26 protein-coding genes are annotated in these 25,539 nt (G+C 59.1%); 10 read left to right on the top strand and 16 right to left on the bottom strand.

The genetic code is table 11. From position 1 onward, the window contains the following. Positions 1-2: 2 nt before the first annotated feature. Entirely contained in the window at positions 3-743 is a 741-nt protein-coding gene (locus ABLQ08_RS30065) for an enoyl-CoA hydratase/isomerase family protein (protein WP_352950232.1), read from the bottom strand. Positions 744-917: 174 nt separating this feature from the next. On the opposite strand from ABLQ08_RS30065, the gene ABLQ08_RS30060 reads away from it, so the two are divergent. Together ABLQ08_RS30060 and ABLQ08_RS30055 are read left to right on the top strand one after the other, a co-directional pair. Further along, complete coding sequence (locus ABLQ08_RS30060; RefSeq protein ID WP_352950231.1) at positions 918-2,405, top strand: PLP-dependent aminotransferase family protein; 1,488 nt, start codon at positions 918-920, stop codon at positions 2,403-2,405. Further along, positions 2,402-2,764 (top strand): hypothetical protein, encoded by a 363-nt coding sequence (locus ABLQ08_RS30055; protein ID WP_352950229.1) that lies wholly within the window; start codon positions 2,402-2,404, stop codon positions 2,762-2,764. Before ABLQ08_RS30060 ends, ABLQ08_RS30055 begins: the two co-directional genes overlap by 4 nt. Before the next feature lie 20 nt (positions 2,765-2,784). Here ABLQ08_RS30055 and ABLQ08_RS30050 read toward each other — a convergent pair whose 3' ends face one another. From ABLQ08_RS30050 to ABLQ08_RS30015, 8 genes are read right to left on the bottom strand one after another with little or no spacing between them, the layout of a single operon-like run. Continuing rightward, positions 2,785-3,987, bottom strand: coding sequence for an amino acid aminotransferase (locus ABLQ08_RS30050; RefSeq protein WP_352950227.1), 1,203 nt, complete (start codon positions 3,985-3,987; stop codon positions 2,785-2,787). A 14-nt stretch (positions 3,988-4,001) separates the two neighbouring features. Further along, positions 4,002-4,787, bottom strand: coding sequence for an SDR family NAD(P)-dependent oxidoreductase (locus ABLQ08_RS30045; RefSeq protein WP_352950225.1), 786 nt, complete (start codon positions 4,785-4,787; stop codon positions 4,002-4,004). Then, positions 4,784-5,884, bottom strand: a complete 1,101-nt coding sequence (locus tag ABLQ08_RS30040; RefSeq protein WP_352950223.1) for an NAD(P)/FAD-dependent oxidoreductase — start codon at positions 5,882-5,884, stop codon at positions 4,784-4,786. Before ABLQ08_RS30040 ends, ABLQ08_RS30045 begins: the two co-directional genes overlap by 4 nt. Next, positions 5,881-7,302, bottom strand: coding sequence for an NAD(P)/FAD-dependent oxidoreductase (locus ABLQ08_RS30035; RefSeq protein WP_352950221.1), 1,422 nt, complete (start codon positions 7,300-7,302; stop codon positions 5,881-5,883). Before ABLQ08_RS30035 ends, ABLQ08_RS30040 begins: the two co-directional genes overlap by 4 nt. Continuing rightward, on the bottom strand, positions 7,299-7,598 hold the full coding sequence (locus ABLQ08_RS30030) for a (2Fe-2S)-binding protein (protein WP_352950220.1): 300 nt from the start codon (positions 7,596-7,598) through the stop codon (positions 7,299-7,301). The genes ABLQ08_RS30035 and ABLQ08_RS30030 overlap by 4 nt, the downstream gene beginning before the upstream one ends. After that, a complete protein-coding gene (locus ABLQ08_RS30025) occupies positions 7,595-8,494 on the bottom strand; it encodes a dihydrodipicolinate synthase family protein (protein ID WP_352950218.1) in 900 nt (299 codons plus the stop codon). Before ABLQ08_RS30025 ends, ABLQ08_RS30030 begins: the two co-directional genes overlap by 4 nt. 11 nt (positions 8,495-8,505) lie before the next feature. Beyond that, complete coding sequence (locus tag ABLQ08_RS30020) at positions 8,506-9,393, bottom strand: SMP-30/gluconolactonase/LRE family protein (RefSeq protein ID WP_352950216.1); 888 nt, start codon at positions 9,391-9,393, stop codon at positions 8,506-8,508. Further along, positions 9,390-10,556 carry a CaiB/BaiF CoA transferase family protein gene (locus ABLQ08_RS30015; protein ID WP_352950214.1) on the bottom strand — a complete coding sequence of 389 codons (1,167 nt, stop codon included), beginning with the start codon at positions 10,554-10,556 and terminating at the stop codon, positions 9,390-9,392. The genes ABLQ08_RS30020 and ABLQ08_RS30015 overlap by 4 nt, the downstream gene beginning before the upstream one ends. Before the next feature lie 107 nt (positions 10,557-10,663). Here ABLQ08_RS30015 and ABLQ08_RS30010 point away from each other — a divergent pair, with 107 nt between their 5' ends. Further along, positions 10,664-11,995 (top strand): aspartate aminotransferase family protein, encoded by a 1,332-nt coding sequence (locus tag ABLQ08_RS30010; protein WP_352950212.1) that lies wholly within the window; start codon positions 10,664-10,666, stop codon positions 11,993-11,995. A 1-nt stretch (position 11,996) separates the two neighbouring features. After that, a complete protein-coding gene (locus tag ABLQ08_RS30005) occupies positions 11,997-12,881 on the top strand; it encodes a 3-keto-5-aminohexanoate cleavage protein (RefSeq protein ID WP_352950210.1) in 885 nt (294 codons plus the stop codon). 2 nt (positions 12,882-12,883) lie between these two features. Here the strand turns inward: ABLQ08_RS30005 and ABLQ08_RS30000 are convergent, their stop codons facing one another. Beyond that, a complete protein-coding gene (locus tag ABLQ08_RS30000; protein ID WP_352950208.1) occupies positions 12,884-13,675 on the bottom strand; it encodes an IclR family transcriptional regulator in 792 nt (263 codons plus the stop codon). A 77-nt stretch (positions 13,676-13,752) separates the two neighbouring features. Between ABLQ08_RS30000 and ABLQ08_RS29995 the strand changes: the two genes are divergently transcribed. From ABLQ08_RS29995 to ABLQ08_RS29985, 3 genes are read left to right on the top strand one after another with little or no spacing between them, the layout of a single operon-like run. Continuing rightward, a complete protein-coding gene (locus tag ABLQ08_RS29995; protein WP_352950207.1) occupies positions 13,753-14,358 on the top strand; it encodes a hypothetical protein in 606 nt (201 codons plus the stop codon). 12 nt (positions 14,359-14,370) lie between these two features. Next, positions 14,371-15,039 carry a protocatechuate 3,4-dioxygenase subunit beta gene (locus ABLQ08_RS29990; RefSeq protein WP_352950206.1) on the top strand — a complete coding sequence of 223 codons (669 nt, stop codon included), beginning with the start codon at positions 14,371-14,373 and terminating at the stop codon, positions 15,037-15,039. Beyond that, the gene (locus ABLQ08_RS29985; protein WP_352950204.1) at positions 15,036-15,575 is read left to right on the top strand and encodes a gamma carbonic anhydrase family protein; all 540 of its coding nucleotides are present in this window, start codon (positions 15,036-15,038) and stop codon (positions 15,573-15,575) included. The genes ABLQ08_RS29990 and ABLQ08_RS29985 overlap by 4 nt, the downstream gene beginning before the upstream one ends. Before the next feature lie 27 nt (positions 15,576-15,602). Here the strand turns inward: ABLQ08_RS29985 and ABLQ08_RS29980 are convergent, their stop codons facing one another. The 6 genes from ABLQ08_RS29980 to ABLQ08_RS29955 are packed head-to-tail and all read right to left on the bottom strand — an operon-like array spanning position 15,603 to position 21,724. After that, a complete protein-coding gene (locus ABLQ08_RS29980) occupies positions 15,603-16,997 on the bottom strand; it encodes an FAD-binding oxidoreductase (RefSeq protein ID WP_352950202.1) in 1,395 nt (464 codons plus the stop codon). Beyond that, entirely contained in the window at positions 16,994-18,151 is a 1,158-nt protein-coding gene (locus ABLQ08_RS29975; RefSeq protein ID WP_352950200.1) for an alpha-hydroxy acid oxidase, read from the bottom strand. Before ABLQ08_RS29975 ends, ABLQ08_RS29980 begins: the two co-directional genes overlap by 4 nt. A 59-nt stretch (positions 18,152-18,210) precedes the next feature. Further along, on the bottom strand, positions 18,211-19,737 hold the full coding sequence (locus ABLQ08_RS29970) for a tripartite tricarboxylate transporter permease (protein WP_352950198.1): 1,527 nt from the start codon (positions 19,735-19,737) through the stop codon (positions 18,211-18,213). A gap of 10 nt (positions 19,738-19,747) precedes the next feature. Next, complete coding sequence (locus tag ABLQ08_RS29965; RefSeq protein WP_352950196.1) at positions 19,748-20,173, bottom strand: tripartite tricarboxylate transporter TctB family protein; 426 nt, start codon at positions 20,171-20,173, stop codon at positions 19,748-19,750. Positions 20,174-20,231: 58 nt separating this feature from the next. After that, a complete protein-coding gene (locus ABLQ08_RS29960) occupies positions 20,232-21,179 on the bottom strand; it encodes a tripartite tricarboxylate transporter substrate binding protein (protein WP_352950194.1) in 948 nt (315 codons plus the stop codon). Beyond that, complete coding sequence (locus tag ABLQ08_RS29955; RefSeq protein ID WP_352950192.1) at positions 21,176-21,724, bottom strand: MarR family winged helix-turn-helix transcriptional regulator; 549 nt, start codon at positions 21,722-21,724, stop codon at positions 21,176-21,178. The genes ABLQ08_RS29960 and ABLQ08_RS29955 overlap by 4 nt, the downstream gene beginning before the upstream one ends. Positions 21,725-21,879: 155 nt before the next feature. Between ABLQ08_RS29955 and ABLQ08_RS29950 the strand changes: the two genes are divergently transcribed. The 3 genes from ABLQ08_RS29950 to ABLQ08_RS29940 are packed head-to-tail and all read left to right on the top strand — an operon-like array spanning position 21,880 to position 25,526. Beyond that, a complete protein-coding gene (locus ABLQ08_RS29950; RefSeq protein ID WP_352950190.1) occupies positions 21,880-22,713 on the top strand; it encodes a universal stress protein in 834 nt (277 codons plus the stop codon). A gap of 9 nt (positions 22,714-22,722) precedes the next feature. Then, entirely contained in the window at positions 22,723-24,339 is a 1,617-nt protein-coding gene (locus tag ABLQ08_RS29945) for a sulfatase-like hydrolase/transferase (protein WP_352950188.1), read from the top strand. Positions 24,340-24,353: 14 nt separating this feature from the next. Further along, positions 24,354-25,526 carry a M20 aminoacylase family protein gene (locus tag ABLQ08_RS29940; RefSeq protein WP_352950186.1) on the top strand — a complete coding sequence of 391 codons (1,173 nt, stop codon included), beginning with the start codon at positions 24,354-24,356 and terminating at the stop codon, positions 25,524-25,526. The last annotated feature ends 13 nt before the right edge of the window (positions 25,527-25,539 follow it).

The following is a 25,539-nucleotide window of genomic DNA, read 5'->3' as shown; positions in this document are numbered from 1 at the left end:
CGTTACTTCGCAAACTTCTTGAATGTTTCTTGTGCTGATCCCTGCGAGCAATGCAGGCGGAACAGGTTGTTGAGCCGGGCATCTTCGATCTCTCCCGGACCCAGCATTCTTTCGAGGAAGAATTCCTTCGTCGCGCTCACGCCGATTGCAGGCAGCGCGGCAAGCTCCTCCGCAATCTTTGCCGAGTAACCCTCGAGGTTTTCAACGCTTGCCTGATGATCCGCCAAGCCGATCCGGATTGCGTCTTCGGCACTCAGAAACTCGTATCCCCAGGAAACCCGCTGAGCGTCGCGCGGGGACAGCCGGGCATTGAGGGCGTGGATCCCCCACGGCGTGATCCAGCCGTTCGGCACTTCCATGCAGCGCAGTTTGGCGTTTTCGGCGACGACGACCACATCGCAGACCGCTGCCAGAAATGCGCCCCCGCCCACAGCGTAGCCCTGAACGGCAGCGACGACCGGTTTTGTCAGCAATGACAGGCTCCGCAACAGCGCTGCTTTCCGTGCCTCGACGTCACACATCTGCTCAACAGTCATGCTGCCGAGTTCGGTCAGGTCGCTGCCTGCACAGAAGGAAGGACCTTCTGCGGCAATCCGCAGGACGCGGATGTCGTCTGTGTTCCCGGTTTCGGTGACCGCCTTCTCAAGCTCATTGAGCATTTCGGCATTCATCGCATTGCGCTGGCGGGGGCGGTCCAGAGTTATCGTGGCAACTCCATCATCAACGCCAAAACGTATGGCCATCTTCTTCTCCTCAACTGATGACCGTGTGCCCACCACAATGTGGAACGGGCACCGGAACTCCCTTGCCCGCTATCTTTATGGATTTCGCCGGAACGTTTAGATACAATTCGAAAAATCGATAAATACAAAAACAAACCAATAAGAATCAAAAGCTTAAGGAATAAGCGGGAAAACATGTTCGAGAACATCATCTCAATCGACCGCACTTCTCGTGAAAGCCTCCAAACCCAGATCAGGCGCCAACTGGCGATCGCGATCGTCAATCGGCAGTTCCCGATCCACTACCCGATACCGTCGATCAGGAAGCTGGCCAGGGACCTCGGCGTAAGCGTCACCACAGTCACGCTGGCTTACGACGCGCTCAAGAGTGACGGATTTGTTTTGGCCAAGGGGCGGGCCGGCTTCTTTGTGAACCCGGATGCAATCAAGGATAGAAACAGTCCCGGCCAGCTGAAGATATCCGACACGGAACCTGAAGCCGCCGCCTCCAAAGTCGACTTTCGGAAATTCTTCGAAAAGCGCAGCTTCAACATGGAGCGTGTCGTGAAGCCGGCCGATGCACTTCTGCGCTATCGTTTTCCGTTTATCTGTGGCCTGGTCGATCCGTCATTGTTCCCGATCACCAGTTGGCGCGAATGCGTGCGCGACTCCGTCAATGCCATCGAACTTCGCAACTGGGCGGCCGACTACTCCAGCATTGACGACGAGCTACTGGTCGAAAAGCTCATCCAGAGATGCCTGTTCCGAAGGGGCATCAATGCCCATCCCAACGAGGTGCTGGTGACAATCGGCGGACAGATGGCACTCTATCTGGCGATCAAGATCCTCCATCGCCGGGGCGAAGCGATCGGGATTGAGGACCCCGGATATCCAGATGTGATCAACATCGCCAATATCGAGCGATTGGAACCCAAACCGTTGCCGATCGATGAGAACGGTCTCATCGCCGGGGATCTGGATGAAAATCTGAGAAGTATCTTCGTCACCCCCAGCCACCAGTTTCCAACCAATGTGACGATGCCGATGGACCGCCGCCAACAGTTGCTGGCGGAAACAACGGAAAAGGGAATATTCGTCATCGAGGACGATTATGAGGCTGAGCTCAGCTTCAACAAGACCCCGCCGCCCGCGCTGAAAAGCCTGGACCGTCATGGCAATGTCATCCATGTCGGCAGCCTGACCAAGTCCCTGATGCCCGGCCTTCGTATCGGTTACCTCGTTGCCGACAGGGAATTCATCGCAGAAGCACGGGCCTTGCGGCACCACATGCTGCGCCACCCGCCCGTGAACAATCAGCGCACCGTCGCACTCTTCCTGCAACGCGGGTATTTCGACCGACTCGTTGCGAACATAACAAACATCTACCGCGAGCGATGCGCGGTCATGTACGAGGAGTTGGAACGGCACTTTCCCGGCCATTCGACCCCACCGGTCTATGGCGGCGGCAGCATCTGGTTCCGCCTGCCCGACGGTGTAGATTCACATGTATTGCTGGAGAGGGCCACACAAAAGAGTGTGGTGTTCGAGACCGTGGGCAACGCCTTTTCCGATCCCAGGCTCAACCGCGCTTTCATTCGGCTGGGCTTTTCACTGATTGACGTCGTCGACATTCCCAAAGGCATTGATCTGTTCACCGAAGCGGTCGCCGAAGCAAAGCGATGAGCTCCCGGGTTCTGACACCCGGGAGCACCGGATCGCCCGTCGGCGGCCCATTACCGGTTTACCGGTTTGTCCGGAGCCGGTCACACGGCATCCGGGCCGTGCAGGCTCAGCAGGCTCTCAATATGCGGAGCGTAGGAGCGAAAGACTTCAACGTCGTAGCAGTCCCGCACACGGCAGGTAACAACAGCCTGTCCGCTATCCAGGATCGTTCGCTTGCCTTCACCCGGGTCGAGACTGTCGATGTCAAACGGGCAAATGGTCTTCAACGAGGCTGCCGCCCTGTAACCTTCGACCCGCAAGGTGACGTCCCGGGCACTGATGTCGACCAGGGCATGGGGAAAGATGAGCAGATCAACTGATCAATGCTCCCGGCTACCTGTCAGAACCAGTCCTGGAACTGGGCAAAACCGTCTGCCACCAGATCAAGGTTGGCAGGGCTAAGCCCGGCGACATTGATGCGGCCATCCCCGGCCATGTAGACACCGAAATCTTCTTTCAGTTTCCGGACATTTTCCGGAGACAGGCCGGTAAAGGAGAACATTCCCCTTTGCTCCACCAGAAACGAGTAATCAAAGGCCGGGTGGCGCTCTTGCAGCCTGATTAGCAGATCCTCCCTTAACTGTGCGATCCGCTGACGCATCTGTGTGAGTTCGCTCTCCCAGGCCTGCCTCAGTTCGGCGTCCCGGAGGATGGTTGCAACGATCCGCGCGCCGTGACTTGGCGGCATCGAATAATTCGACCGCACCACCGTTTCCACCGCCTGCAATGCCTGCCCAAGGTCTCCGGAGGTGTTCGTCAGGACACATAGCGCTCCGGTACGTTCGCGGTAGATGCCGAAATTCTTGGAAAACGAGCTGGCGATCAGCATTTCGGGCACTTTGCCCACCATGTAGCGAAGCCCGGCGACATCTTCGTCAAGACCGTTGCCTAGACCCTGGTAGGCACAATCGACAATTGGAAGCAGGTTCCGATCAACAACGAATTCGGTGACGATTTTCCATTGGTCCAGCGACAGGTCGACACCGGTCGGGTTGTGACAGCAGGCATGAAGCAAAATGAAGTCGCCGGCGCGGGAATGTGCGACCAGATGAGACATCATCGCCTCAAAGTCCAATCCCCTGTCCGACGGGCGAAAGTAGGGATACCTGTCAACGATCAACCCTGCATCCTCAGCCAGGGGAACATGATTGGCCCAGGTCGGGGTACTGAGCCAGATGCGTTTTCCCGGATCGATCGAATTCAGGAAATCAAAGGCAACTTTCAACGCCCCTGTCCCACCTGGTGTCTGAACGCATGCCAGCCGCTCCGCGACGCTCCGTTGACGTTCTTCCCCCAGCACCAATCCAGGCGCAAGTTCCCGGTACTCGCGATCGCCGGAAATGCCGACATAACCCTTCGTGTCTTCGCGCTCCAGAAGAAGCCTCTCAGCTCCCTTCACAGCTTGCATGACCGGAACATGACCGTGCTCGTCCTTGTACACCCCGACGACGAGATCAACCTTGTGCTGCCTCGTGTCGGCACGGAAGGCCTGCATCAGGTTCAGCAGATTGTCGACACCACGGCTTTCGATGCGTTCAAACATGATCGGCCACTCCCTCAGAACCGTCCGCAATCGACCTTCATCTTGTCTCCGGTGATCGCAGAAGACAGATCGGACGCGTAATAGAGCGCCGCGCGCCCGACTTCTTCTGGTGCTACCCAGCGCTTGAGCGCGGCAACATCCGTGTAGTTCTCTCGTTCGATGTCCTCAACGGGACGGCCTTCGGCTTCCGAGCGCCGTTTGAGGATGCGGTCCATGTTTTCGCCGGAAACCGCGCCGGGCATCAGGGCATTGACCCGCACATTCACTGGTCCGAGTTCCCGCGCCATGGTTTCGGTGATGCCGATCAGCGCAAACTTGGAAGCCACATAGGCAGAGCGCATCGGATACCCCTGAATACCCATCAGCGAGGACATGTTGATGATCGAACCGGATTTCTGCGCCCCCATGATCCTGGCGGCTTCCTGCAGGCAGTACATGGCCCCCACGAGATTGATGTTCATACACTGAACCCAGTCCGCCATATTCACTTCGGCAACCGGCGCGATCGGACCGGGACCACCGGCATTGTTCAACAGAATATCGACCCGGCCTGTTATCTTCAGCGCTTCGGTGAACATCGCGCGCACCTGAACCTGATCCGAGACATCACAGGCAATCGCGTGACCGCCAATGCCTTCGGCGACACGTTGCAGCGGTTCGAGTCGACGTCCTGCGACGACGACCGTCGCACCGGCATCGGCGAACACCCTTGCAGTGGCTTCGCCGATACCGCTGCCGCCACCGGTGACAACGGCAAGTTTGCCGTCCAGGCGGCAGTGATCGGTCGAGATCAGACTCATATCGTTTCCTCGTTGAAATCGCGCCCCGGATCAAACAGGGGCAGTTCGGGCTCACGGCCCAGAATGAAATCGCCCATCAGCTTCCCGATATAGGGACCGATGGTGTAGCCGCCCCGGACACATCCGAGGACAAAGGCGTCGGGCACACCCGGCAGAGCTCCTGCCAACGGATAGAAATCCGGCACATTTGCCTCGAACCCGGTCCAGCTGCGCAGAACGCGCGCCTTTGCCAGTTTCGGCAATGCATATTGAGCCAGAGCAAGATTGGGCATCACCGTGGCGGCGGTGACCTCACCGCGTCCCTCCTGCGGAGTTCCCCGGCCCTGCCAGCCGCCACCGATCAGAACCGTGCCGTTGGTCTTCTGCTTCATTGTCAGGAGCCCTGTGGCATGACCAATCACTGTCGAAGTGAGCTTCGGCATGCGTTCGGTGACAGACACCGTGTTGATGCGGGCGCGCACCGGCAGATCCACATCAAGCAAGGCGGCCACGGGTTTCAACCAGGCACCGGTGGCCAGAAGAAGCCGCTTCGCCGAAATTTCTCCCAGTGGTGTGGACAGGTGAAACACACTTTCGCTGCGGGAGATTTCCGTCACCGGGCTCCTCTCACGATAAGGAATTTCCTCGGCCCGAAGACGCCCACGGAAATACTGTCCCGTCAGGGACGAATTGGCATAGCCGTCTTCCGGGCAATAGCTTGCCGCAAGCACCTTGCCGGTCAGATTGGGTTCGGCTGATCGCAACTCGCTGGTGGAGACAAACCGGATCGGAGCTCCAGCCTCGGCCTTGAGCCGCTGACGCTCGTGCAGAAGGTTCGCTTCGCGCTCTGTAAACGCCAGCGTGTAGCCACCGGACTTGTGAAAACCGACTGCCTCGCCCATGCGCTCCCACTCGTGATGGCCCTTGAGCGCATAGGGCATGAGCTTCACTCGCTTGATCTGCAGGCTGAGCGTTCCGGCGTTGACCCCGGAAGCGCCCTGCCCCAGGTCCCCCTGATCCAGCACAACGGGTTTCATGCCGCCAGAGGTCATCTGAAGGGCTGCGGCGCATCCCATGATGCCGCCTCCGATCACAGCGATATCGAACAGGTCACTCATAGCGGAGCCGGCTTCGGAATGGGCAGATCTCCATAGTCGAAATCACCGGCCAGGGCCGAAACCGGCACCGGCCTCAAAGGTGGACGGGGTGTCGGGGGCGATATTTCCGCGTCGGCACGTCCATCAATCGCGGCAATCATTCGGGCAACCGCGGTCTGGCAATATTTGCCACCGCAGGGGCCCATGCCGCAGCGCAGTCCCGACTTCACTGCATTGGTGCTGCCCGCGCCGGAAGCGATTTCATCACGAATTGCTTTCTGTGTGAGGCTTTCACAACGGCAGACAACGGTTTCGCTTGTTGTCAGGGCCTGCAGCCCCGACCGCGGAATGCTGAGTGCCGTCATGGCCAGGCCGAAGCGCGCCGACTTCCTGTAAACATCCACCAGCTTCGCGTCTGGTTTAGGGTTTCGTCCTGCAACCCAGCTCACCGCCGCATTGCCTGTCAGCTTGCCGTGAACTTCCGCAGCCGCCACCCCACGAATGCCCGCTCCGTCCCCGCACACAAACAGGCCTGGAACCGGGGTCGAACCATCCTCATTTGTCTCAGGCACCCAACTTCCCAGCTCAGGTGCATGACGGACCGGAACACCGGCCAGCTGTGCGGTTTCGATTGCCGGTATCAGACCATTGCCAAGGCACAGGCTGTCCGCCTTGACCATCTGTTCTGCGCCGTCCGGAGACCAGTTCGCACCGACCTTTCGAAAACAGACTTCCGTAACCCGATCGCTACCGGTCACGCTCGTCACGGCGTGGCGCCAGTGAACAGGCACACCGGCCAACATCAGATCCGTAATCCATCGCGCACCGCGTGCCAGCAGATCGGGGCGCTGCAGCATGGCGGGAAAGGCTCCCAGCCAGTCTCTCCGACTGTTCGGTGTGACGATGGCGGCGACTGTTCCACCAAGCCGGCGGATCTCGCTCGCCACATAGAAAACCAGCGGGCCGGTTCCGGAAACAACGGTATTAGTCCCCGACACCATAAGTTCCTGTTTGAAAAGGGCCGTCGCTCCGGCAAGCCCGACAACACCCGGAAGGGTCCAGCCCGGAACGGGTTGAACATATTCGCGTGCACCGGTCGCCAGAACCAGTGCCTTTGACCGAAGCGGGACGTTCCGCTCTCCAGCAAGCACCTGCAGTTCCCAGACCGTTTCAGGACGTTCTATCTGCCAGAGCCGCGCACCGGGCATCAGGGTCACGCCGCTTCCCGCAACAGATTTGCGCAGTGCATCTCCCGAACGGCTTTCCGGCGTCACAGGGGCCTCGACAATGGCAGCGCTCTTCGGGCGCCACACCTGACCTCCGGGCTGCGTCCCCTCATCGATCAGGGCAACACTTGCCCCTGCCTTGGCGGCGGTCAGGGCCGCATTGGCGCCAGCGGGTCCGGCACCCAAAACAACAATGTCATAGGTGGCGTTCATAACGGACCGCAGTCGATTGAAGCCACAGCCAGTCCGTTTTCAGCAGCCAATCGACAACTCTCCGTCACAGAACCCTCGATCTTCACAACACATTCCTGGCACAGGCCCATGCAGCAGAACGTCCCGCGCGGAGCACCGTCTACCGGCGCATTGCGAAGGCGCAGATGCCCGGCCCTCAGCAGCGCCGCGGCGACGCTTTCACCGCGATACGCCTGGACAGGCCGTCCGTCGAAGGTGATTTCCACCTTCTCCGAACGCACCACCTGACGCGACTGATCGGGGACGAGCCGGATCATCTGTAATTGATCCCCAGTTGATCGAAGGTGCGTTTGATCTTGTCGATATCCGCCTCGGTTGCCTGCAGGACCGGGTCCCGGGGGACGCCCGCAGGCCGCCCGATCAGGTTCAGCGCAGCCTTGAACGATGCAGGCCAGGTCGCGGTCCCCATCAACAGCTCATAGAGAACCGTCAGCTGATAGTGCGCCTTTCGATAGGTTGCATCCGGTGTGCTCTTACCGACCTTCGCCATCTCCGATGGCAGCAGATCGGTAAACTCCGGACCTGTGGCAATGAACCCGGCGGCGCCAAGCGCAAAGGCAGGCATGATGTAATGACAAGGCCCAGTCATCACGGACATTCTGTTGCCGAGGCGCTCCAGCAAATGGGTGTGATAGAAGAAGTCGCGCTGAGACTCCTTGATGCCGATGACATTGTGGTTGTCGAGCAGCCGCTCGGTCTGATCAACGGTCAGAGAGAAGCCCATTCGGCGGGGGGAGTTGTAAAGCACAAGCGGCTTCGCGGTCGCTGCCGAGATCTTGTCGAAACGACCCATAAGCTCCGCTTCGGACGCCTTCAACACATAGGTCTGCGGCATGGACAGAAGGACATCCGCCCCGTTGTCCTCCGCTGCCCGCACATAGGCCAGCGAGGCTTCGATCGTCGGCGCTGAAATCCCCATCATGACCGGCACACGGCCTTTGGAAACGTCTTTTGCCAACCTCACGAGCCGTCCGCGTTCGGCAGCAGACAGCGCCCAGCTCTCGCCATTGTCACCAGCAATGCAAATACAGGTCGCCCCGCGGCTCAGAAGGAACTCGAACAGATCCGCAAACGCATCCTCCATGATCTCGCCCTTCTCGTTGAAAGGCGTGGCAATGGCGGGCACGTAGCCGTGCAGGTCTTCCTTATTCATCTCGGTCTCCGTCATTCGGGAATTCGGCAGGTAAACACCGCGCCGTGCTGGGCATCGGTGATGAAAAGCAAAGCATCATCGTCGGGATGAAAGGTGACTGAAGTGGTCCAGAGGCCCTGCGGCAACCTGATTTCGGCAATAGCATCGCCCAGACCATCGAAGACATAGGCGCGGCCGGCCTGTGCCTGCGCGACAGCCAGCTGCCCCTTGCCGTTTGTCGCCAGGCCGTCAGGCCCAAGCCCGCCGGACAGCTGCAGAAAGACACCGGCCATGGGCTGGCCGGTTGCCGGCAATCGGGAGGAAAGGCGCCAGATCTGGTTCGCCCGCGTTACGGCCACATAGACCCAGGCTCCGTCCGGCGACAGGCAGATGCCGTTGGAATAGGGAACGCAGTCCAGCACCAGCCGCAGATCGCCTTCAGGCCGCATGCAGTAGACCCTGCCTGCCGGATCGCTGAGAGACGTTCTGCCGCTGTCCGTGAACCAGAGGGTGTCGTCAGGCCCGTAGGACATATCGGAAAGCCCCAGAAAGGGCTGATCCGGCAGACCCTGAGTGAGAACTTCAAAGCTGTCCGGACCGGTGAGTTCGACCAGCCCGTGCCTGTAGTCGACAGCCATTCGCCGGCCATCGGGTGCAATGCGCATGGAGTGCGGTTCACCGTCGATCTTGTGCATGACTTCCCACTGCCCTTGCGGAGAAACGCGGAACACGCGCCCGTAAGGGACGTCGGAAAGCCAGAGATGTTTGTCATCGTCAAAGAATGCGCCCTCAAGAAAGGAATGCATCTGCAAACCAGGCCTGGTCATCTTCGCCCAGACGGAAGGCTCCCCTTTGTGCCGCAAGTCATCGGGCAAATTCGCGAAGAGGTCAGCGACCAAAATCGGGGCATCGCGCATCATCGCACAACTCCCGCTGAGGCAAGTTCCCGGATACGGTCTTCGTCCAGTCCGAGCTCCCGCAAGACGTCCCTGCTGTGCTGACCGTGACGTGGCGGTGCTGACGAAAGTTCCGGTCCACCGTCGCTCATGCGGAATGCGGTCAGTGGCAGGGTAGAGTCTGCGTCCTGAGGGTTGGCCTGGAAGTAACCGCGCGCCACCAGTTGGGAATGTTGCACTGCCTCGGACAGGGATTGTACGGGTTCTGCTGGGAGATCGGCCTCTCGAAGGCAGCGGACCCAGTCATCCGTTTTTCTTGTGCGGAAAACATCGGCAAGCGCATTTCGAACGTCGTCCGGAACACTCCAGACATCTTCCCAGGACCGAATATCTTCCAGCTCGGGAACAGCCACTCCCAGCTGTTCGAGTAATGCCGCCAGTCTGCGATACTGCTGCGGGCGGAATGCGCCCAGCATCAACCGCCCGTCGGCAGTCTCATAGTCGGAGATTCCGGCTTCCCTGCGACGCGAGACATCAGCAGGGTGCTGGGCGGCGGCAACTTCCGGCGCCATCATCTGCATGGCGACTTCCAGCATCGACACGCTGATATGGCAGCCTTTCCCGGTGGTTCCGCGCTGGACCAGCGCTGCCGCGATCGCGAACGCTGCGGAGTAACCGGTGCTGTAGTCGACAAAGGAAACGCCGGGTTTGATACCCCCGCATTGGGCAACCGTGCCGCTAACCGCCTGGATGACGTTGTCGTAGGCGCCCTTGCCAGCGTTCGGGCCGGTATCGCCATAACCGGATATGGAGCAGTGAACCAGGGCCGGATTGATCTCCGAGAGGGTTTCGTAGCCCAGTCCCAGCCGTGCCATCCCACCCGTTGTATAGTTTTCGACAAAGACATCGGCAGTGCGCACAAGCTGCAACAGGATATCCCGTCCGCGTGCGTCCGCCAGATCGAGGGCAATGGCCCGCTTGTTGCTAGCCTGAACCTGGTAGTTGAGTCCCAGTCCTGCAGCATTCGCCTTGTCGTCCGGCCCCCGGCCTCTCGCGCAGTCGGGCTCGAACGGAGACTCGATCTTGAGGACATCCGCCCCAAGCAAAGCCAGCTGATAGGAGCAGAACGGCCCGGCCAGAACATGGGTCACGTCCAGAACTTTTATGTCTTTCAGGGCGCCGGCCATAGATCCTCTTTGTCTGTCTAAATTCCAAACCGCGTCCAAACGCCGCTTGCACATTCGAATTTTGTCTAATATACAAAACATCGTTCCATATGCAAGACGGAAAACAAATGACCTACGTTCTGCACCGCACTCTGAATTCCGCATTGCCGACGGTTGTCGCTGGCGAGGGAAACTTTCTGATCGACTCGTCCGGCCGCAGATATCTGGATGCCTGCGGTGGCGCGGCGGTGTCTTGTCTTGGACATGACAACCCGTCCATTCGCGCCGCGCTGAAGGCGCAGCTGGACGGCGTCGCCTTTGCCCATACGAGCTTCTTCACCAATGGGCCTGCTGAAGAGCTCGCCGAGTTCCTGATCCGTCGCGCACCTGAAGGTACCGGCGAAGGCAGGGTGATGTACCTGGGCAGCGGCTCGGAGGCCATGGAGGCCGCGCTCAAGCTGGCGCGCCAGTATCACCTTGAACGCGGTGAAACCTCCCGCACCAGGGTCATTGCGCGCATGCCGAGCTACCACGGCAATACTCTCGGCGCTCTTGCCACCGGCGGCCACAAGACCCGCCGGGCGGCCTTCCAGCCCCTGCTGATGGACGTCGATCACATCGACGCGCCGTATGAATACCGCCTTCGCGAAGGCGATGAGGATGAAGAGAGCTTCGCGCTGCGCATGGCCAACCTGCTGGACGATCGCATTCGCCAGTTAGGACCGGATACCGTCATGGCTTTCGTGGCCGAGCCGGTCATCGGCGCATCGCTTGGCACGCAGCCTGCGCCAGCCGGTTATTTCAAACGCATCCGCGAGATCTGCGACAGGCACGGAGTTCTCTTTATTGCCGATGAGGTCATGTGCGGTATGGGCCGCACGGGCAGTCTGTTCGCGCTTGAACAGGAAGGCATCAGCGCCGACATCACCACCATGGCCAAGGGACTAGGGGCCGGTTACCAGCCGATTGCCGCCGTCATGGCCGCCGAAAAGGTGGTCACCGCAATTGAAACAGGCAGTGGAAGGCTCTGGAACGGCCACACCTACATGTCCCATGCCATCGCGACCGCAGGCGCGCTGGCGGTTCAGAAAGTCATCGAAGACGACGGTCTGCTCGAGAATGTCCGTATCATGGGTGAAAAACTGCGTGCAGCGCTGCAAGGCACTTTCGGGCAGCATCCCCATGTCGGCGATATTCGCGGGCGCGGCCTTTTCTGGACAGTCGAACTGGTCGAGAACAAGGATACAAAGACCCCGTTCCCGGCTGACCGGAACCTTGCCGGCCGCATACAAAGGCAAGCACTTGACCGGGGCGTCATGACCTATCCCGCCCAGGGCTGTGCGGATGGAACGCTTGGCGACCATGTCCTTCTGGCGCCGTCCTACACATCGACACACGAAGAGATCGACCTGATCGTCGCGACGCTGGCAGACGCGGTAACAGCAGTCCTGGAGAACTGACGTGGGACGCAAGACCATTTTGACAGCGGCAATCACCGGCAATCTGATGACCCCGGAAATCAGCCCGCATCTCCCGGTTACGCCAAAAGAGATTGCAGTGCAAACCCTGGACGCCGCCAAGGCAGGCGCCTCGATTGCCCATCTCCATGTGCGTGACCCGGAAACCGCAAAGGGATCCATGTGCATGGATCTCTACCGGGAACTGGTTGAGCGCATCCGCGAGAAGAACGAAGACATCATTCTCAACCTGACCACCGGAGAAGGTGGACGTTTCGTTCCTTCCGACGACGATCCGCGAGTTGCGGCTCCAGGCTCTACCTTGTGCCCTCCTGAAAAACGCGTCGCCCACGTGGAGGAGCTTCGGCCGGAAATCTGCACCCTGGATTTCAACACCATGTGGTCGGGCAAGGCGAGCGTCATCAACAGCCCCCGCAATGTCGGGATCATGGCGGAGAGGATTTACGCAGCCGGCGTGAAGCCGGAAGTCGAGATCTTCGACAGCGGCGACCTTCACATGGTCAAGGACTTTCTTGCCCGGGGTGTTCTGAAAGGCCCGCTTATGGTGCAGATGGTGCTGGGCGTGAGATTTGGAGCGGTCGCCAATCCCGAGACCATGGCTTACCTGGCAGGCCAGCTGCCGAAAGACACCGAGTGGGCAGCCTTCGGCATCGGCCGCATGGCCTTTCCGATGCTTGCCCAGGCCTTTCTTCTGGGAGGACACGTCAGGATTGGCATGGAGGATACCGCCTATATCCGCAAGGGCGAACATTGCAGCTCGAATGCGCAACTGGTTGAAAAGGCTGTTTCCATCATAGACAGCTTGGGCGGATCAATTGCCACACCCGAGGAGGCCCGCAGCATACTCGGCATCAACGGGGAAGCGTGATGTCACACAGGACCGGCATATCCCAGCTCGCGCGAAATCTGCAGCGCGGTCGACCTGGTTTCAGGGACATAGAAATCTTCGATCTTGTCGAAATCGAAGTTGGAATCCGGGCCGGAAATGTTGACGCATGCAACGACCCTGCCGGTGCTGTCGCGCACCGGCACCGCAACGCTGGATCCCCCCGGATCCCGGAAACCGCGCGAAATCACATAACCGCGGTCACGCACCTCTCCTATCTTCTGTTGCAGTTCCTGAGGGGAGGTCGGCGTGTGTTCGGTGAACGGTTTCATTTCAATTTCGTCGCAAAACGTTGCCAGCTCCTCATCGGACAACGCCTCGAGGAGGCACCATCCGATGGCGGAGGCATAGGCTTGTGTCCGAGTGCCGGTGGCCATGTTCGATACGAAGCCGCTTCGGGCCTGATGGCTGCCGAGATACAGGACGTCATGTCCTTCCAGCACGCTCAGGTGAGTGCTGACGCCGGTCTTGTCCCGCAGCGCGGCAAGATGCGGCCGGGCGATGGATGTGATCGGCAGCTGATTGAGATAGGCAAAGCCCAGGTTCAGAACACGCGCGCCCAGGGTATAGGTGTTCTTCTGTTCCGCCTCTTTCAGAAAGTCCATCTGCCTAAGCGTGTAAACCAGCCGGAATGCCGACGACCGGCTGAGATCCATGGCCCGGGCGATTTCGCTCAAGGACATCGGCTCATCCGCGGCACCGAGGATTTCAAGAACCCGCAAGCCGCGGTGAAGCCCTGGCACAAAGTAGACATTATGATTGGGAGATTCGGTCATTCGTGGCTCGATCGCTCTCATTGGCAGATTCGAACGTTTTATATGCAAAACATTTGACTTGCAATGGAGGACGCAACATGACGGAACATCATGGGCAAAATACGCTTTTGCCCACAAACGAGGACACCTGCGGGCCTTATTTCCCGATCTATTTCCGGGACGAAAGCCTCGAGGACCTGACGCGTGTCGATCCTGGAGTGGTTGGAAGCGCCGCCGGACAGCACATCATCTTGCGCGGGCGCGTTCTTGACCGGCACGGCAATCTTGCCAATGGCGTGGTGATGGAATTCTGGCAGGCCAATGCAAAGGGTATCTATTGCACACCGGCAACCGAAAACCATCCGGATATCGACCCGTGGTTCAACGGCTACGGACGGCTGCGGTCCGCCAGCGGTAAATACTCGTTCCGCACGATCCTGCCCGGCGCAGCGGAAGGCCGAGCGCCCAACATCACGATCACGATCTTCTCCGACGGCATCAATCGCATCGTCACGCAGATGTTCTTTGCCGGTCAGGACGCCAACGACACGGATCCCTTGCTGGGCGCGCTCGAAGACGGCGACAGGGAACGACTGATGGCCAGACATGATGGCCGTACGGCCGACGGAGCCGAAGTCTATCTGTTCGACATCATTATGGCCGGTGATGGCGAGACCCCGTTCTTCGACGATCTGGAAAGCTGAGAGAAGGCAGACATGACCAAACTTGGTAGACAAATCGGCATCGGTCCGACTGACAACACTTCCGATCAGCGCACGCCGCGCCAGCGCTTGCGCCTGATCCCGGAAGCAGCCCGCGCAAGTTTCGTTCCTTTCGTACCTGCCCGCTACGCAACACGCGCACACGAATGGGATCTGACCCGCATTTCGCCGGACCGGCCGCGCGCTACGGGAAGTCCGATCGAAGTGACCGGCACATTGAAAACCGAAAGCGGCACGCCGGTCCGCAATGCCCTGATCGAGATCTGGAATGCGAACCACCATGGCCGTTATCGCCATATCGAGGACCAGTCCGGCCTGCAGCTTGATGAAAATTTCTTCGGCATGGGGCGGGTGCTGACCGATGACGACGGCAACTACCGCTTCTGGACGATCAGTCCCGGCGCCTATCTGGCGCGTCCCGACATCGGGCGCTGGCGGCCGAAACATATCCACCTGTCGATCAGCGGCGGTTCCTCGCGTCTGATCACTCAGATGTACTTTCCGGGTGAAGCCAGCAATGAATCCGACCCGATGGCGATCCTGATGGGCGACGCTTTCCAACGCAACATCGGCAAGCCATACGAGACGCCGGACATTGATGTCGATCTGGGTTACCAGTTCGATATCGTCGTCGGCGGGCGCAACGCGACCTATTTCGAATGAGCGAATTGTCCAACCTCTATGCGCTGGGTGATCATTCACCCAGCCTGCCCGTCAATGGCGATTACTGGATCGCACCCGATGCCCGCGTGATCGGTCAGGTGACCCTTGAACCCGGCGTTTCGATCTGGTGGGGATCGGTGCTGCGCGGTGACAATGAGCCGATCACGATCGGCGCCGGCAGCAATCTGCAGGAGCACTGCGTCTGTCATGTCGACCCGGGCTATCCGCTGGTGATCGGCAGCAACTGCACCATCGGTCACAAGGCCATGCTGCATGGCTGCAACATTGGCGACGGCTCCCTCATCGGCATGGGCGCCACCGTGCTGAATGGCGCCAGGATCGGACGAAACTGCCTGCTCGGAGCCGGGGCCCTGGTCACAGAGGGAATGGACGTTCCGGACGGCAGCCTTGTTATCGGCATGCCGGCAAAGGTCAAACGCTCGCTGTCGGACGAAGCAATTGCGAGCCTTGCCCGCTCCGCCGAAAAATACCGCTGGAACAAGGACCGGTTCAAGACCGCCCTAAAACCGCTCTGACCGCCCGGAGCCGAAAACCTTCGCAACTCAGTCGGTTTTCAGCAACTTGCCCGGATTCATGATGCCCTGTGGATCGAAGCTCTGCTTGACCGTTTGCATCATCGTGTATTCGACACCGCTCTTCTGCCGCCGCATGCGCTCGGCAAAGATTGACCCGACCCCGTGTTCGGCAACGATCGATCCATCCATGCTCCAGATCAGCGCGTCGACCTCATCGTAGATCTCGCTGATGACCTTGTCTTCGGTCCCCAGTGGCGGAAAGGCACTGTAGTGGATATTGCCATCGCCCACATGCCCGACGGCATAGCAGAATGCGTCCGGCTCAACCTCTTTGACGCGCTGTTCGGCCTGAAGCAGAAAATCAACAATCCGGTTGGTCGGCACCGAGACATCCCATTTCAGTAGGGGTTGCCTGAAATACTGGTGCGGGATCATCTGCTCGCGGATTTCCCAAAGGTTCTGTTCCTGGGCACCGGAGCTGGACAACACCGCATCGCTCAGAATACCGGCTTCAAAACCTTGCTCGAACAATCGCATCAGGGGCTCCTCGACGCTCTCACGTCCGGCGAACCGGATCAGCAGGAACCAATCGGCCCGTGTTTCCAGAGGTCTTTGGAGGTCAGGATAGCGTTCCAGCGCCTTTTCCACGCCAAGTCCCGGCAGCAGTTCGAAGGCGGCAAGGTCCTGCCCGCCGATACTGCGCGCCAGGTCGAAAAATTCGGTCAGCCGGGTCATGTCGGACAGAACCGCCATCATCGACTGCGTAACGGGCTGGCGTGGATGCAGGCGGAAAACCAGCCTGGTGATGATCCCGAGTGTACCTTCCGATCCGATGAACAGGTGCTTGAGATCGTAGCCCGAATTGTCCTTGATCAGAGCCCGCATGCCATTCCAGACAGAGCCATCCGGCAAGACCACTTCCATTCCCAGGACCTGTTCGCGGGTCGTACCATATCGAAGCACATTCAAACCACCGCCATTGGTGGCCACAGCCCCGCCGACCGTCGCCGTACCGCGTGCACCCCAATCCGGTGCGAACACGCGATCGGCGTCGTTTGCAGCGTTCTGAAGTGTCTCCATCAGAACACCGGCCTCGACCGTTGCGGTATTTGCGCCGGAGTCCAGGGCAACGATCCGGTTCATCCTCGAGAGGGATAGAAGAACCACCCTTTGCCCTTCCAGCGGCACTGCCATCCGACACACATTCGTGTTGCCCCCCTGCGGCACGATCGCAATGCCTGACTGCGCGCAGATTTTCACGAGCGCAGCCACTTCTTCCGTCGATTGGGGGCGCGCCACAAGCAGGCACTCACCGCCCTTGCCTAGAATGTCGCTGACGAATTGCTCGCTGTCTTCGGCAGACACCCAACCATTGGGACCGAGACATGTTTTCAGGGCATCAAGGATGTTGGATTGCGTCATGCTTTTTCTTCCATATGCCAGCGGGTTTGGTTCTTCAGATCCGCTATGGATCCGGCCCCCAACTGGATCATGTTGTTGCGGAGATCCTCCCGAAGCACGTCATAAGTATGCGCTGCGCCACGTGCGCCAAGCGCGGCAACGCCATAAAGGAACGCGCGCCCGAGGAGACAGAAATCGGCGCCCATGGAAAGTGCCCGCACAACATCAAGCCCACCCCGGATGCCGCTGTCGAACAGTATCTTGCAGCGGTCCCCAACCTGCTCCCGAATGCCGGGAACCAGGGAGATCGCAGAGGGTCCGCCATCAAACTGTCGTCCACCGTGATTTGAAACCACAAGACCGTCGGCGCCGCAGGCAACCGATCTTTCCGCATCCCCTCGGGACATCACGCCTTTGACGATCAAGGTGCCCTGCCAGAGGCTTCGGATCTCTTCGATCATGCTCCAGTCCGGGCGCCCGCCGACAATCCGGCCCACGGGAGTTCCTGCGGACTTGAATTCGGACGCGTCGAAATACGGCGTCAGTGTCCTGAATCGGGGTTGACCGTGGACGAGCGTTGCCAGCGCCCAGACAGGCCGCTTGGCAACATGCCAAAGCGTCAGCGGAGTAATGCGTGGCGGAACCGTCAGTCCGGCGCGCAACTGACGTTCGCGTCTGCTGCCGATAGGAACGTCAATCGTGACGACAAGTGTTGTTATCCCGGCGGACCATGCCCTGCCTACCAGGTCCTTGCGGATCTGCGCGTCAGGTGGCGGATAGAGCTGAAACCAGGCATTGCCTCCTGTCAGCGGAGCAACCTCTTCAGGCGTTTCACAGGCAACAGTGCTGAGACAATAGGGAATGTTCCTGTCCCGTGCGGCCCTCGCCAGGATGAGTTCGGCTCCCGGCCACATCAGGCCCGACATACCCACCGGCGCAATCCCGAACGGCGCCGAATAAGTCTTCCCGAACAGCTCGGTTTCAAGCACGGGTTCGATTGCGCCCTTGCAAAAGTCCGGGACAAACCTGATCGCGTCCAACGCCGAGCGGTTCTCGTCGACAAGACGTTCCGCTCCGGTGCCGCTGTCCAGATATTCCCAGGCGAAGTGGGGCATGCGCCGTTTTGCCTTGCGCGCCAGATCGGCAACGCTCGGATACCGGTTTGACAGGGTCATTTTCTAAATCACGGCCTCAAGATCAAAGGGTCAATTCAGATCGCCGTCCTGCTCCATTGTCAATCCTCGATACTGACCGTGCCCGCCGTGGTTTCGTCCGGGGCGTTGCGCGTCAGGAACCAGATGACAGACACGACCGAAAGCCCCAGAAGCGCCACGGCAATCGGATAGTCGATGATGCGCATCCAGTCGCCGTTCATCAGGGCCAGGCTTTGCGACAGCGAGATCTCGAACCGAGGTCCCAGGAAAAAGGCGATGATGAAGATCACCACTGAATAGCCGAAGCTTGTCATCAGGTAGCCGATCCCGGCGAAGACGAGCATGACGGCTACTCCGAAGAGACCACCCGTTGCCATGGACACACCGACGATGCACAGGAGCAGCGCAGCAGAAAAAATTATGGATTCGGGCGCCGAGACAACCTTCACCCAGAACCTCAGTCCAATTTGTCCGACCCAAAGGTTCAGGACGTTGGCCATGATCATCGCGCCGAAGAGACCATAGATCAGCCGTCCCTGGTCCTGGAACAGCAACGGCCCCGGCTGGATGCCGTGGATCATGAACGCACTGATGATCAGAGCTGCACCGACACTTCCGGGAATGCCCAGGGTCAGCAGCGGAATAAGGTTCGACCCGACGACCGCCGAATTGGCGGATTCGGCTGCCGCAATCCCCTGAAGGTTGCCCTTGCCGAAGGTCTCCGGTTCCTTTGACGTGCTTTTGGCGGTCGCATAGGACATGAAGGCAGCAGCGGTCGAACCGATCCCCGGCAATGCCCCCAACACGGTGCCGATCACCGCGCCACGCAGCATGGTGAAACGGCAGGCCCAATATTCCGCGAAAGTCACCCGACGATCCTCCGGATTGCCCGTGTCCTTGACTTCGATCGCCGACTTCATGTCACCGCGGATCTGCGACAACCGGCGCAGGATCTCCGAAATTGCCAGCATGCCGATGGCGACGGAGGCCAGGGGTAGTCCATCAAAGAGCTCGAAATAGCCGAAGATCAACCTTGGCGTATAGTTTTCCGGATCGCTGCCGATGGATGCGCACAGCAGTCCGAACGCGGCTGCTATGACGCCCTTGATCAGGGATTTGCCGATCAGGCCCGTCAATACGGAAAAGGCGAAGATCATCAGCGCGAAAACCTCGACCGGTCCCATGCGCAAGGCCAGAATGGCGAGCGGCGCGGAAACGGTGATCAGTACCAGATCGCTGAAAGTGTCTCCGGTAACGGAGGAAAACAGTGCCATCTTCGTCGCTTTGAGCGGTTTGCCCTGGCGCGCCAGGGGATAGCCATCCATCGCGGTGGCCGCGGCATCCGGTGTCCCGGGCGTGTTCATGAGAACGGCGGGAACCGCACCTCCGACAAGTCCGCCCTTGTTCACGCCGACGAGAAACGCAATCGCCGGCAGGGGATCCAGACCAAAGGTGAAGGGAATGGCAATCGCCATGGCCATCACCGGGCCGATGCCCGGCACGGCTCCGACGAACTGACCTACAACGACACCGAATACGACGAAAGCCAGGTTCCAAAGCGTAAATGCGTCCCCGAAGCCGGCAATTATGGTAGCAAAATCAACCATTATGCATCCTTTAGGGCAGCGGACGGTCAAGCACCTGGACGACCATCACCCAGATCACGGCTGGAACAACAACAACGCCCATCCCGATCCAGAGAGGCCGCCGCTCGCCGATGAGAAGCATCAGCACAAGCGCGATCAAGGGAGCCGCGTAGACGAAGCCGACATGGGACATAAGGAAAAGCCCGACGGCGAGAAGCCCGAAATAGAGACAGGCGTTCAGAAACTCGGTCGAACTCTGCACCCGCTGGATTGTCGGCTTGCCCATCAACAGCGCCCCGCAAATACCCAGGACGATGGCAACCGCATTGGGGATCGTTTCCGGAAGGATCCAGCCGCCCTCGATAAATTCAACGTGGACGGGAATGATCACGAAATAGAGCAGGAGCCCGAATACCAGGAAAAATGCGCCGGTCGCCCGGTCGACGTTGCGTGCCATGATCTGTCCCTCCCTTGATCAAGGACCCGCCGGCAAGTCTGCCGGCGGGCAAATCGCGTCACTTGCCAAACAGAACCTTGCCGTTGAGAACGCCGTATTCCATCATCTTCTTGGTCGCATCCGGCCCCAGATTAACCGGGTTGGACGTCACGACATTCCGGACGACTTCCGCAACCTCTTCCGAGGCGATTGCGTTCGCCAGGGCACTGACCAGTGCTTCCCGTGCTTCAGGTTCCGTTCCCGCACCGGTGGCAAAGAAGAAATAGGGATCGACGTAGATGTCGTAACCCGCTTCGCGGAAGGTCTCCACGTCAGGCGCATAATTGTGCCGCCCTTCATTGGCGCTGGCGATCATCTTCATGTCACCGGATTCAAGATACTTCTTGTGAGACCCGGCTGAGAATCCGGCCAGCACCTGTCCGCCGAGGATCAGTTTTTCCGACTCGGCAGCCCCTTTTGTCGAAACAAGCCGGAACCCCGCCTCTGCCTGTCCGTCCACGAATTCCATCATCAGCTTCTGTGGCGGAGCATCGAATGCGACCGGCATGCCTTCGTTGGCCTTGGCGTATTCGATCATCTCCGGCAACGTGTCAAACGGAGCGTCCGCAAGCGCGACCAATGCCAGCTGTGCCTGCGCAACAGTGCCGAGATAATCAAAGCTGTCCAGGTTGAAAGGGAGTTGGTCGCCCCTGTTCACCAGATTGACGATGATCGGCATGTTCACGCCCATGCCGATGACGTTGCCTTTCGGCGGCATCTTGGAAATGCCGGTGAACATGGCGACACCGCCGCCGCCGGTCTTGTTTTCCGCGATGATGTTCCAGCCGGTCTGCTCTTTCATCACTTTGGCAATCACCCGGCCCATCGTGTCGGTCGCACCACCTGCGCCGAAACCGATCTGAAGCTTCAGCGTACCGCTCGGCTTCCAGTCACTGGCCTGCGCTGCACTTCCAAGCGCGATGAAGGCGCCGGCGACGGCGCCGGCAATCATTGACTTGAGTTTCATGTTAACTCCTCCTCAGAAACAGTTTTTCGTTCGGATTTTCGGCCGGTACTTTTCCCTTCCGGCCCACTTTCGCCACCAAGTTGAGCCGCCCTTTCGATCCGGGCGCACATGTCCAGAAACAGCAGCTGTTCATCCGGAGACAACGCAGCGTCGATTGTCTCGGTCAGCCTGGTCACCTTGGGCAGTAACGCCGCGTGCTTTTGCCGCCCCTTTTCCGTCAAACGGAAGATGCGCGTCCGGCCGTCCAGTTCGGACGGCTGCACATCGATCAAACCCTGATAGGTCATCTCCTTGAGAACCCGGCTGACCTGAGCCTGTTCTGCTCTGGTGAAGTCCACCAGTTCGCGCTGCGTAGCTCCCTCGACCAGCGACAATCCCATCAGCACTCGCCATCCGACGAGTCCCAGGGCTCCATCGTGAGAAACAGCTCTGGTGACGTGCGATTTCAACGCACGGGTCAGACGGAAAACCGCAACAGCCAAGAGGCTTACACCCCTTGGAACCTCACTCAGATCCATCCCTTTCAAGCGTTTTCTTGCCCGCATCTCGAGCACCTCCCGCTCGTTTTATAAATCAAACCTTGTTTTGCATGCAATACAAATTTATGATCAGTCATATATTTAATGAGCAAGGCCACCGGAATTCGACAGACACTGCGGCGATCCGGGTCACTTGAAATGCAAACACGGGAGGGAGCAAAGTGCCGTTCAGAAACGTCCTGATCGCATATAACGGAGGACAGGGATCCCAGTCGGCGCTGGAATTTGCGGTGTGGCTTGCCAAGCTGCACGACGCACACCTGACAGGCATCCTGGCCCATGGCGCGTCTCAGTTTACTCAGCGAATTCCCAACTGGCTCACCAAGTCACTCAAATCCTCCCTGACCGACATCATGGAAGAGCGTATTGCGGAGCTGACGGACTCGTTTCATGAAGCCACACGCGGGCGCCTTCCGGCTGACCGGTTGCATTGGCTGGATGTGCGCGACGAACCCGACCAGGCCGTCGCGAAATACGCAAGGCTCTATGACCTGACAGTTGTCGGACAGTACGAAAATCTGCTCGGCGCGGACGAACTGGTGCTTCATCCGGACCGCATCGCCTATGCCAGCGGACGTCCGACATTGCTCATCCCCCGCGCTCTGGACATGACCAAGCTAAGTGCGGACACCGCAATTGTCGCCTGGGATGGAGGTCGCCGAGCGGCACGGGCGTTTTTCGATGCCATGCCGATCCTGCGGAACCGCAATCGCGTAATCGTCGCGACGGTAAGTCAGGGTGGCAGAAAAGACGAATTGATGAGCGCTGAGAATCTGACCCGCATCCTCAGCCGGCACGACATCAATATCGAATACCGGACCATTGACCCGATCGGCTCGACCGCTGCCACGCTGGTGAAGCTTTGCCAGGAGGAAGGCGCCTCCCCTATCGTGATGGGAGCCTATGAGCATTCCAGATGGTCTGAGGATCTCGTTGGCGGCGTCACGCATGAAATGATGCAATCGCTTCGCGTTCCGATTTTGATGTCCCACTAAGAGAAAATAATGCCCAGAAAAGTTCTTTTCATAATGTGCGACCAATTGCGGTTCGACTACCTGGGATGCAGCGGCCATCCCAGCATCCGCACACCGAACATAGATGCGCTTGCCGCGCGCGGCGTCCGCTTCGACCGGACTTATGTCCAGTCTCCGATCTGCGGCCCGAGCCGGATGAGTTTCTACACCGGACGCTATGTCCGCAGCCACGGTTCGCTGTGGAACGAGCACCCGTTACGGGTCGGCGAGATGACGCTTGGCGACCATCTCCGTCCTCTTGGTGTACGCACGGTTCTTTGCGGCAAGACCCATATGACCGCCGATGCGGAAGGCATGGCACGCCTTGGTATCGATGCTTCCACAGGCATTGGCGCCCTGGTTGCGGAATGCGGATTTGAAGTCTGGGACCGCAATGATGGCGTCGTACCCGACGGCGCCAAAAAACAACCCAGCCATTACAACAAGCATCTGAGCGCCCTGGGTTACGACGGACCGAACCCATGGCACCAGTGGGCCAATTCGGGCCGGGGCAACGACGGTGAAATCCTGTCCGGCTGGCTTTTGAAGCACGCATCGGAACCAGCCGCCGTTGCCGAAGAAGATTCTGAATCGCCCTACACGACGACCAGGGCCATCGAGTTCATGGAGACCGCCAGGGACGAAAACTGGTGCCTCCACCTCAGTTTCATCAAGCCTCACTGGCCCTATATCGTACCGCCGCCTTATCACGATATGTACGGGCCGGACGATATTCTGCCCGTGAACAGAAGCCAAGCAGAACGCATTGATCCTCACCCGCTGCTGGCCGGTTACTTCAACCACCGCTATAGCCACGCGTTCAGCCGTGATGACGTCCGTGAAACCGTCATTCCGGCCTATATGGGCCTGATCACTCAGATCGATGACCAGATCGGACGGCTCGTAGACTACCTGGAAAAAAGCGGTCAGGCGAAGGAAACGCTGATCGTTTTCACTTCCGATCACGGCGACTATCTGGGTGACCACTGGCTTGGAGAAAAGGAACTCTTCCACGATGCATCATCACGCATTCCGATGATTGTCGTCGACCCGTCTCCCGAAGCCGACACCACTCGCGGACAAGTCAATACGGGCCTGATCGAAGCAATCGACCTAGCACCGACATTCGTCGAGTTTTTCGGCGGTCAGGTACCCGATCACGTACTCGAAGGCAGGTCGCTTCTGCCTGCCTTGCACGGAAAATCCGTTCCCGAACGTACCTTTGTCGTGTCCGAATACGATTACTCGGCCCGGCCGCATCTGCGTCACCTGAGCCCGGATACCAAGAATTGCAATCTGACCATGATCTTCGACGGTCGCTGGAAATTCATCTGGGTCGAGGGGCATCGTCCGATGCTGTACGACCTGTTGAGCGACCCGAAGGAACTGACAGATATCGGCGCTTCAGAGGCACACGCCGATGAGATCGAACGCCTCAAGGAATTGATGTTCGCCTGGGCCCGCCGGCAACACAATCGGGTCGCGATTTCCGACGAAGAGATCGACACGGTGCTTTGCCGGGACGATGCGGATTTCGGCGTCTATCTGGGTTTCTGGAGCGAAGAGGACCTGCAGGCGTGGCAGTCCCGGAAGGACCGCAAGGACTAGGGTGAAAACCAAAAATGCTTGAGAGAGCCAGAGAACTCCACGACAAGGTTCGACAATGGCGGCGTCAGCTTCACCGCTACCCGGAACTTGGTTTCAACGTCCACAACACGGCAGATTTCGTATCCGAGAAACTGAGGTCGTTCGGATGCGATGAGGTGGTGACGGGAATTGGCAGGACCGGCGTCGTCGGCGTCATTCACGGGCAAGGTGATAGCACGGGATCTGTCGTCGGTCTGCGGGCCGACATGGACGCCTTGCCGATACATGAAGAGACGGGAGCAGACTGGGCATCGAACTTTCCGGGATGCATGCATGCCTGCGGGCATGATGGCCACACGGCAATGCTCCTGGGGGCAGCCAGAATACTTGCCGAGGAACGGCGTTTCTCAGGCAAAGTTGTCCTGATATTTCAACCCGCCGAAGAAGGTGCGGGCGGCGGCCGTGAAATGGTCGAAGACGGTCTCATGGAACGTTTCGGTGTCGACCGTGTCTTTGCCATGCACAACATGCCCGGGATTTCGGTCGGGCACTTTGCGATAAAGCCTGGCCCGATAATGGCCTCTGCCTCCAGGCTGAAGCTGAAAGTGACCGGCAAAGGTGGACACGGTGCCCTGCCTCACACGACCAAGGACCCCATTGTCGCAATCTGCGCAATGGTTCTGGAGATGCAGACCATCGTTTCCCGCAATGTTGACCCGCTGGAACCGCTTGTGGTCTCGGTGGGCAAAATCGGCGGCGGCGAAGGCATCTCGGTCATCCCGGGGACGGCTGAATTTGCCGGAACAGTCCGTACGCTTTCCTCCGACACGACCGATCTGGCAGAGCGACGACTGACCGAAATCATAGGTGGCCTGGCACAGGCCCATGACGTACAGGCCGATCTCGAGTTCATGCGCAACTATCCGCCAACGATCAATCATCTTGTTGAAACCGAACTCGCCATCGAAACAGCACGGACCGTATCAGGTGACGAGCAGGTCGCTACGGGCATTGCGCCCTTAATGGCATCAGAGGATTTCGCTTTCATGCTGAACGCGCGTCCGGGCGCCATGATTTTCATCGGCAATGGAGAAAGCGCCAATCTCCACCACCCTGCCTATGACTTCAACGACGACATCATACCCGCCGGGATCAGTTACTGGGTCCGGCTTGCAGAACGTGTCCTGGCGGACCTTTCCGCTGCCTGACCTCAAAAGAACA

This window comes from Roseibium sp. SCP14, from assembly GCF_040329475.1.
Taxonomy (GTDB): domain Bacteria; phylum Pseudomonadota; class Alphaproteobacteria; order Rhizobiales; family Stappiaceae; genus Roseibium.
Note: the sequence above shows the minus strand (reverse complement) of the source record. Positions and strands in the feature narration are given on the sequence as shown.

What these genes read in the sequence shown, in the direction of transcription:
- ABLQ08_RS30065 (WP_352950232.1), bottom strand. Translation starts at nt 743, where the DNA reads ATGGCCATACGTTTTGGCGTTGATGATGGAGTTGCCACGATAACTCTG.
- ABLQ08_RS30060 (WP_352950231.1), top strand. Translation starts at nt 918, where the DNA reads ATGTTCGAGAACATCATCTCAATCGACCGCACTTCTCGTGAAAGCCTC.
- ABLQ08_RS30055 (WP_352950229.1), top strand. Translation starts at nt 2,402, where the DNA reads ATGAGCTCCCGGGTTCTGACACCCGGGAGCACCGGATCGCCCGTCGGC.
- ABLQ08_RS30050 (WP_352950227.1), bottom strand. Translation starts at nt 3,987, where the DNA reads ATGTTTGAACGCATCGAAAGCCGTGGTGTCGACAATCTGCTGAACCTG.
- ABLQ08_RS30045 (WP_352950225.1), bottom strand. Translation starts at nt 4,787, where the DNA reads ATGAGTCTGATCTCGACCGATCACTGCCGCCTGGACGGCAAACTTGCC.
- ABLQ08_RS30040 (WP_352950223.1), bottom strand. Translation starts at nt 5,884, where the DNA reads ATGAGTGACCTGTTCGATATCGCTGTGATCGGAGGCGGCATCATGGGA.
- ABLQ08_RS30035 (WP_352950221.1), bottom strand. Translation starts at nt 7,302, where the DNA reads ATGAACGCCACCTATGACATTGTTGTTTTGGGTGCCGGACCCGCTGGC.
- ABLQ08_RS30030 (WP_352950220.1), bottom strand. Translation starts at nt 7,598, where the DNA reads ATGATCCGGCTCGTCCCCGATCAGTCGCGTCAGGTGGTGCGTTCGGAG.
- ABLQ08_RS30025 (WP_352950218.1), bottom strand. Translation starts at nt 8,494, where the DNA reads ATGAATAAGGAAGACCTGCACGGCTACGTGCCCGCCATTGCCACGCCT.
- ABLQ08_RS30020 (WP_352950216.1), bottom strand. Translation starts at nt 9,393, where the DNA reads ATGATGCGCGATGCCCCGATTTTGGTCGCTGACCTCTTCGCGAATTTG.
- ABLQ08_RS30015 (WP_352950214.1), bottom strand. Translation starts at nt 10,556, where the DNA reads ATGGCCGGCGCCCTGAAAGACATAAAAGTTCTGGACGTGACCCATGTT.
- ABLQ08_RS30010 (WP_352950212.1), top strand. Translation starts at nt 10,664, where the DNA reads ATGACCTACGTTCTGCACCGCACTCTGAATTCCGCATTGCCGACGGTT.
- ABLQ08_RS30000 (WP_352950208.1), bottom strand. Translation starts at nt 13,675, where the DNA reads ATGACCGAATCTCCCAATCATAATGTCTACTTTGTGCCAGGGCTTCAC.
- ABLQ08_RS29995 (WP_352950207.1), top strand. Translation starts at nt 13,753, where the DNA reads ATGACGGAACATCATGGGCAAAATACGCTTTTGCCCACAAACGAGGAC.
- ABLQ08_RS29990 (WP_352950206.1), top strand. Translation starts at nt 14,371, where the DNA reads ATGACCAAACTTGGTAGACAAATCGGCATCGGTCCGACTGACAACACT.
- ABLQ08_RS29985 (WP_352950204.1), top strand. Translation starts at nt 15,036, where the DNA reads ATGAGCGAATTGTCCAACCTCTATGCGCTGGGTGATCATTCACCCAGC.
- ABLQ08_RS29980 (WP_352950202.1), bottom strand. Translation starts at nt 16,997, where the DNA reads ATGACGCAATCCAACATCCTTGATGCCCTGAAAACATGTCTCGGTCCC.
- ABLQ08_RS29975 (WP_352950200.1), bottom strand. Translation starts at nt 18,151, where the DNA reads ATGACCCTGTCAAACCGGTATCCGAGCGTTGCCGATCTGGCGCGCAAG.
- ABLQ08_RS29970 (WP_352950198.1), bottom strand. Translation starts at nt 19,737, where the DNA reads ATGGTTGATTTTGCTACCATAATTGCCGGCTTCGGGGACGCATTTACG.
- ABLQ08_RS29965 (WP_352950196.1), bottom strand. Translation starts at nt 20,173, where the DNA reads ATGGCACGCAACGTCGACCGGGCGACCGGCGCATTTTTCCTGGTATTC.
- ABLQ08_RS29960 (WP_352950194.1), bottom strand. Translation starts at nt 21,179, where the DNA reads ATGAAACTCAAGTCAATGATTGCCGGCGCCGTCGCCGGCGCCTTCATC.
- ABLQ08_RS29955 (WP_352950192.1), bottom strand. Translation starts at nt 21,724, where the DNA reads ATGCGGGCAAGAAAACGCTTGAAAGGGATGGATCTGAGTGAGGTTCCA.
- ABLQ08_RS29945 (WP_352950188.1), top strand. Translation starts at nt 22,723, where the DNA reads ATGCCCAGAAAAGTTCTTTTCATAATGTGCGACCAATTGCGGTTCGAC.
- ABLQ08_RS29940 (WP_352950186.1), top strand. Translation starts at nt 24,354, where the DNA reads ATGCTTGAGAGAGCCAGAGAACTCCACGACAAGGTTCGACAATGGCGG.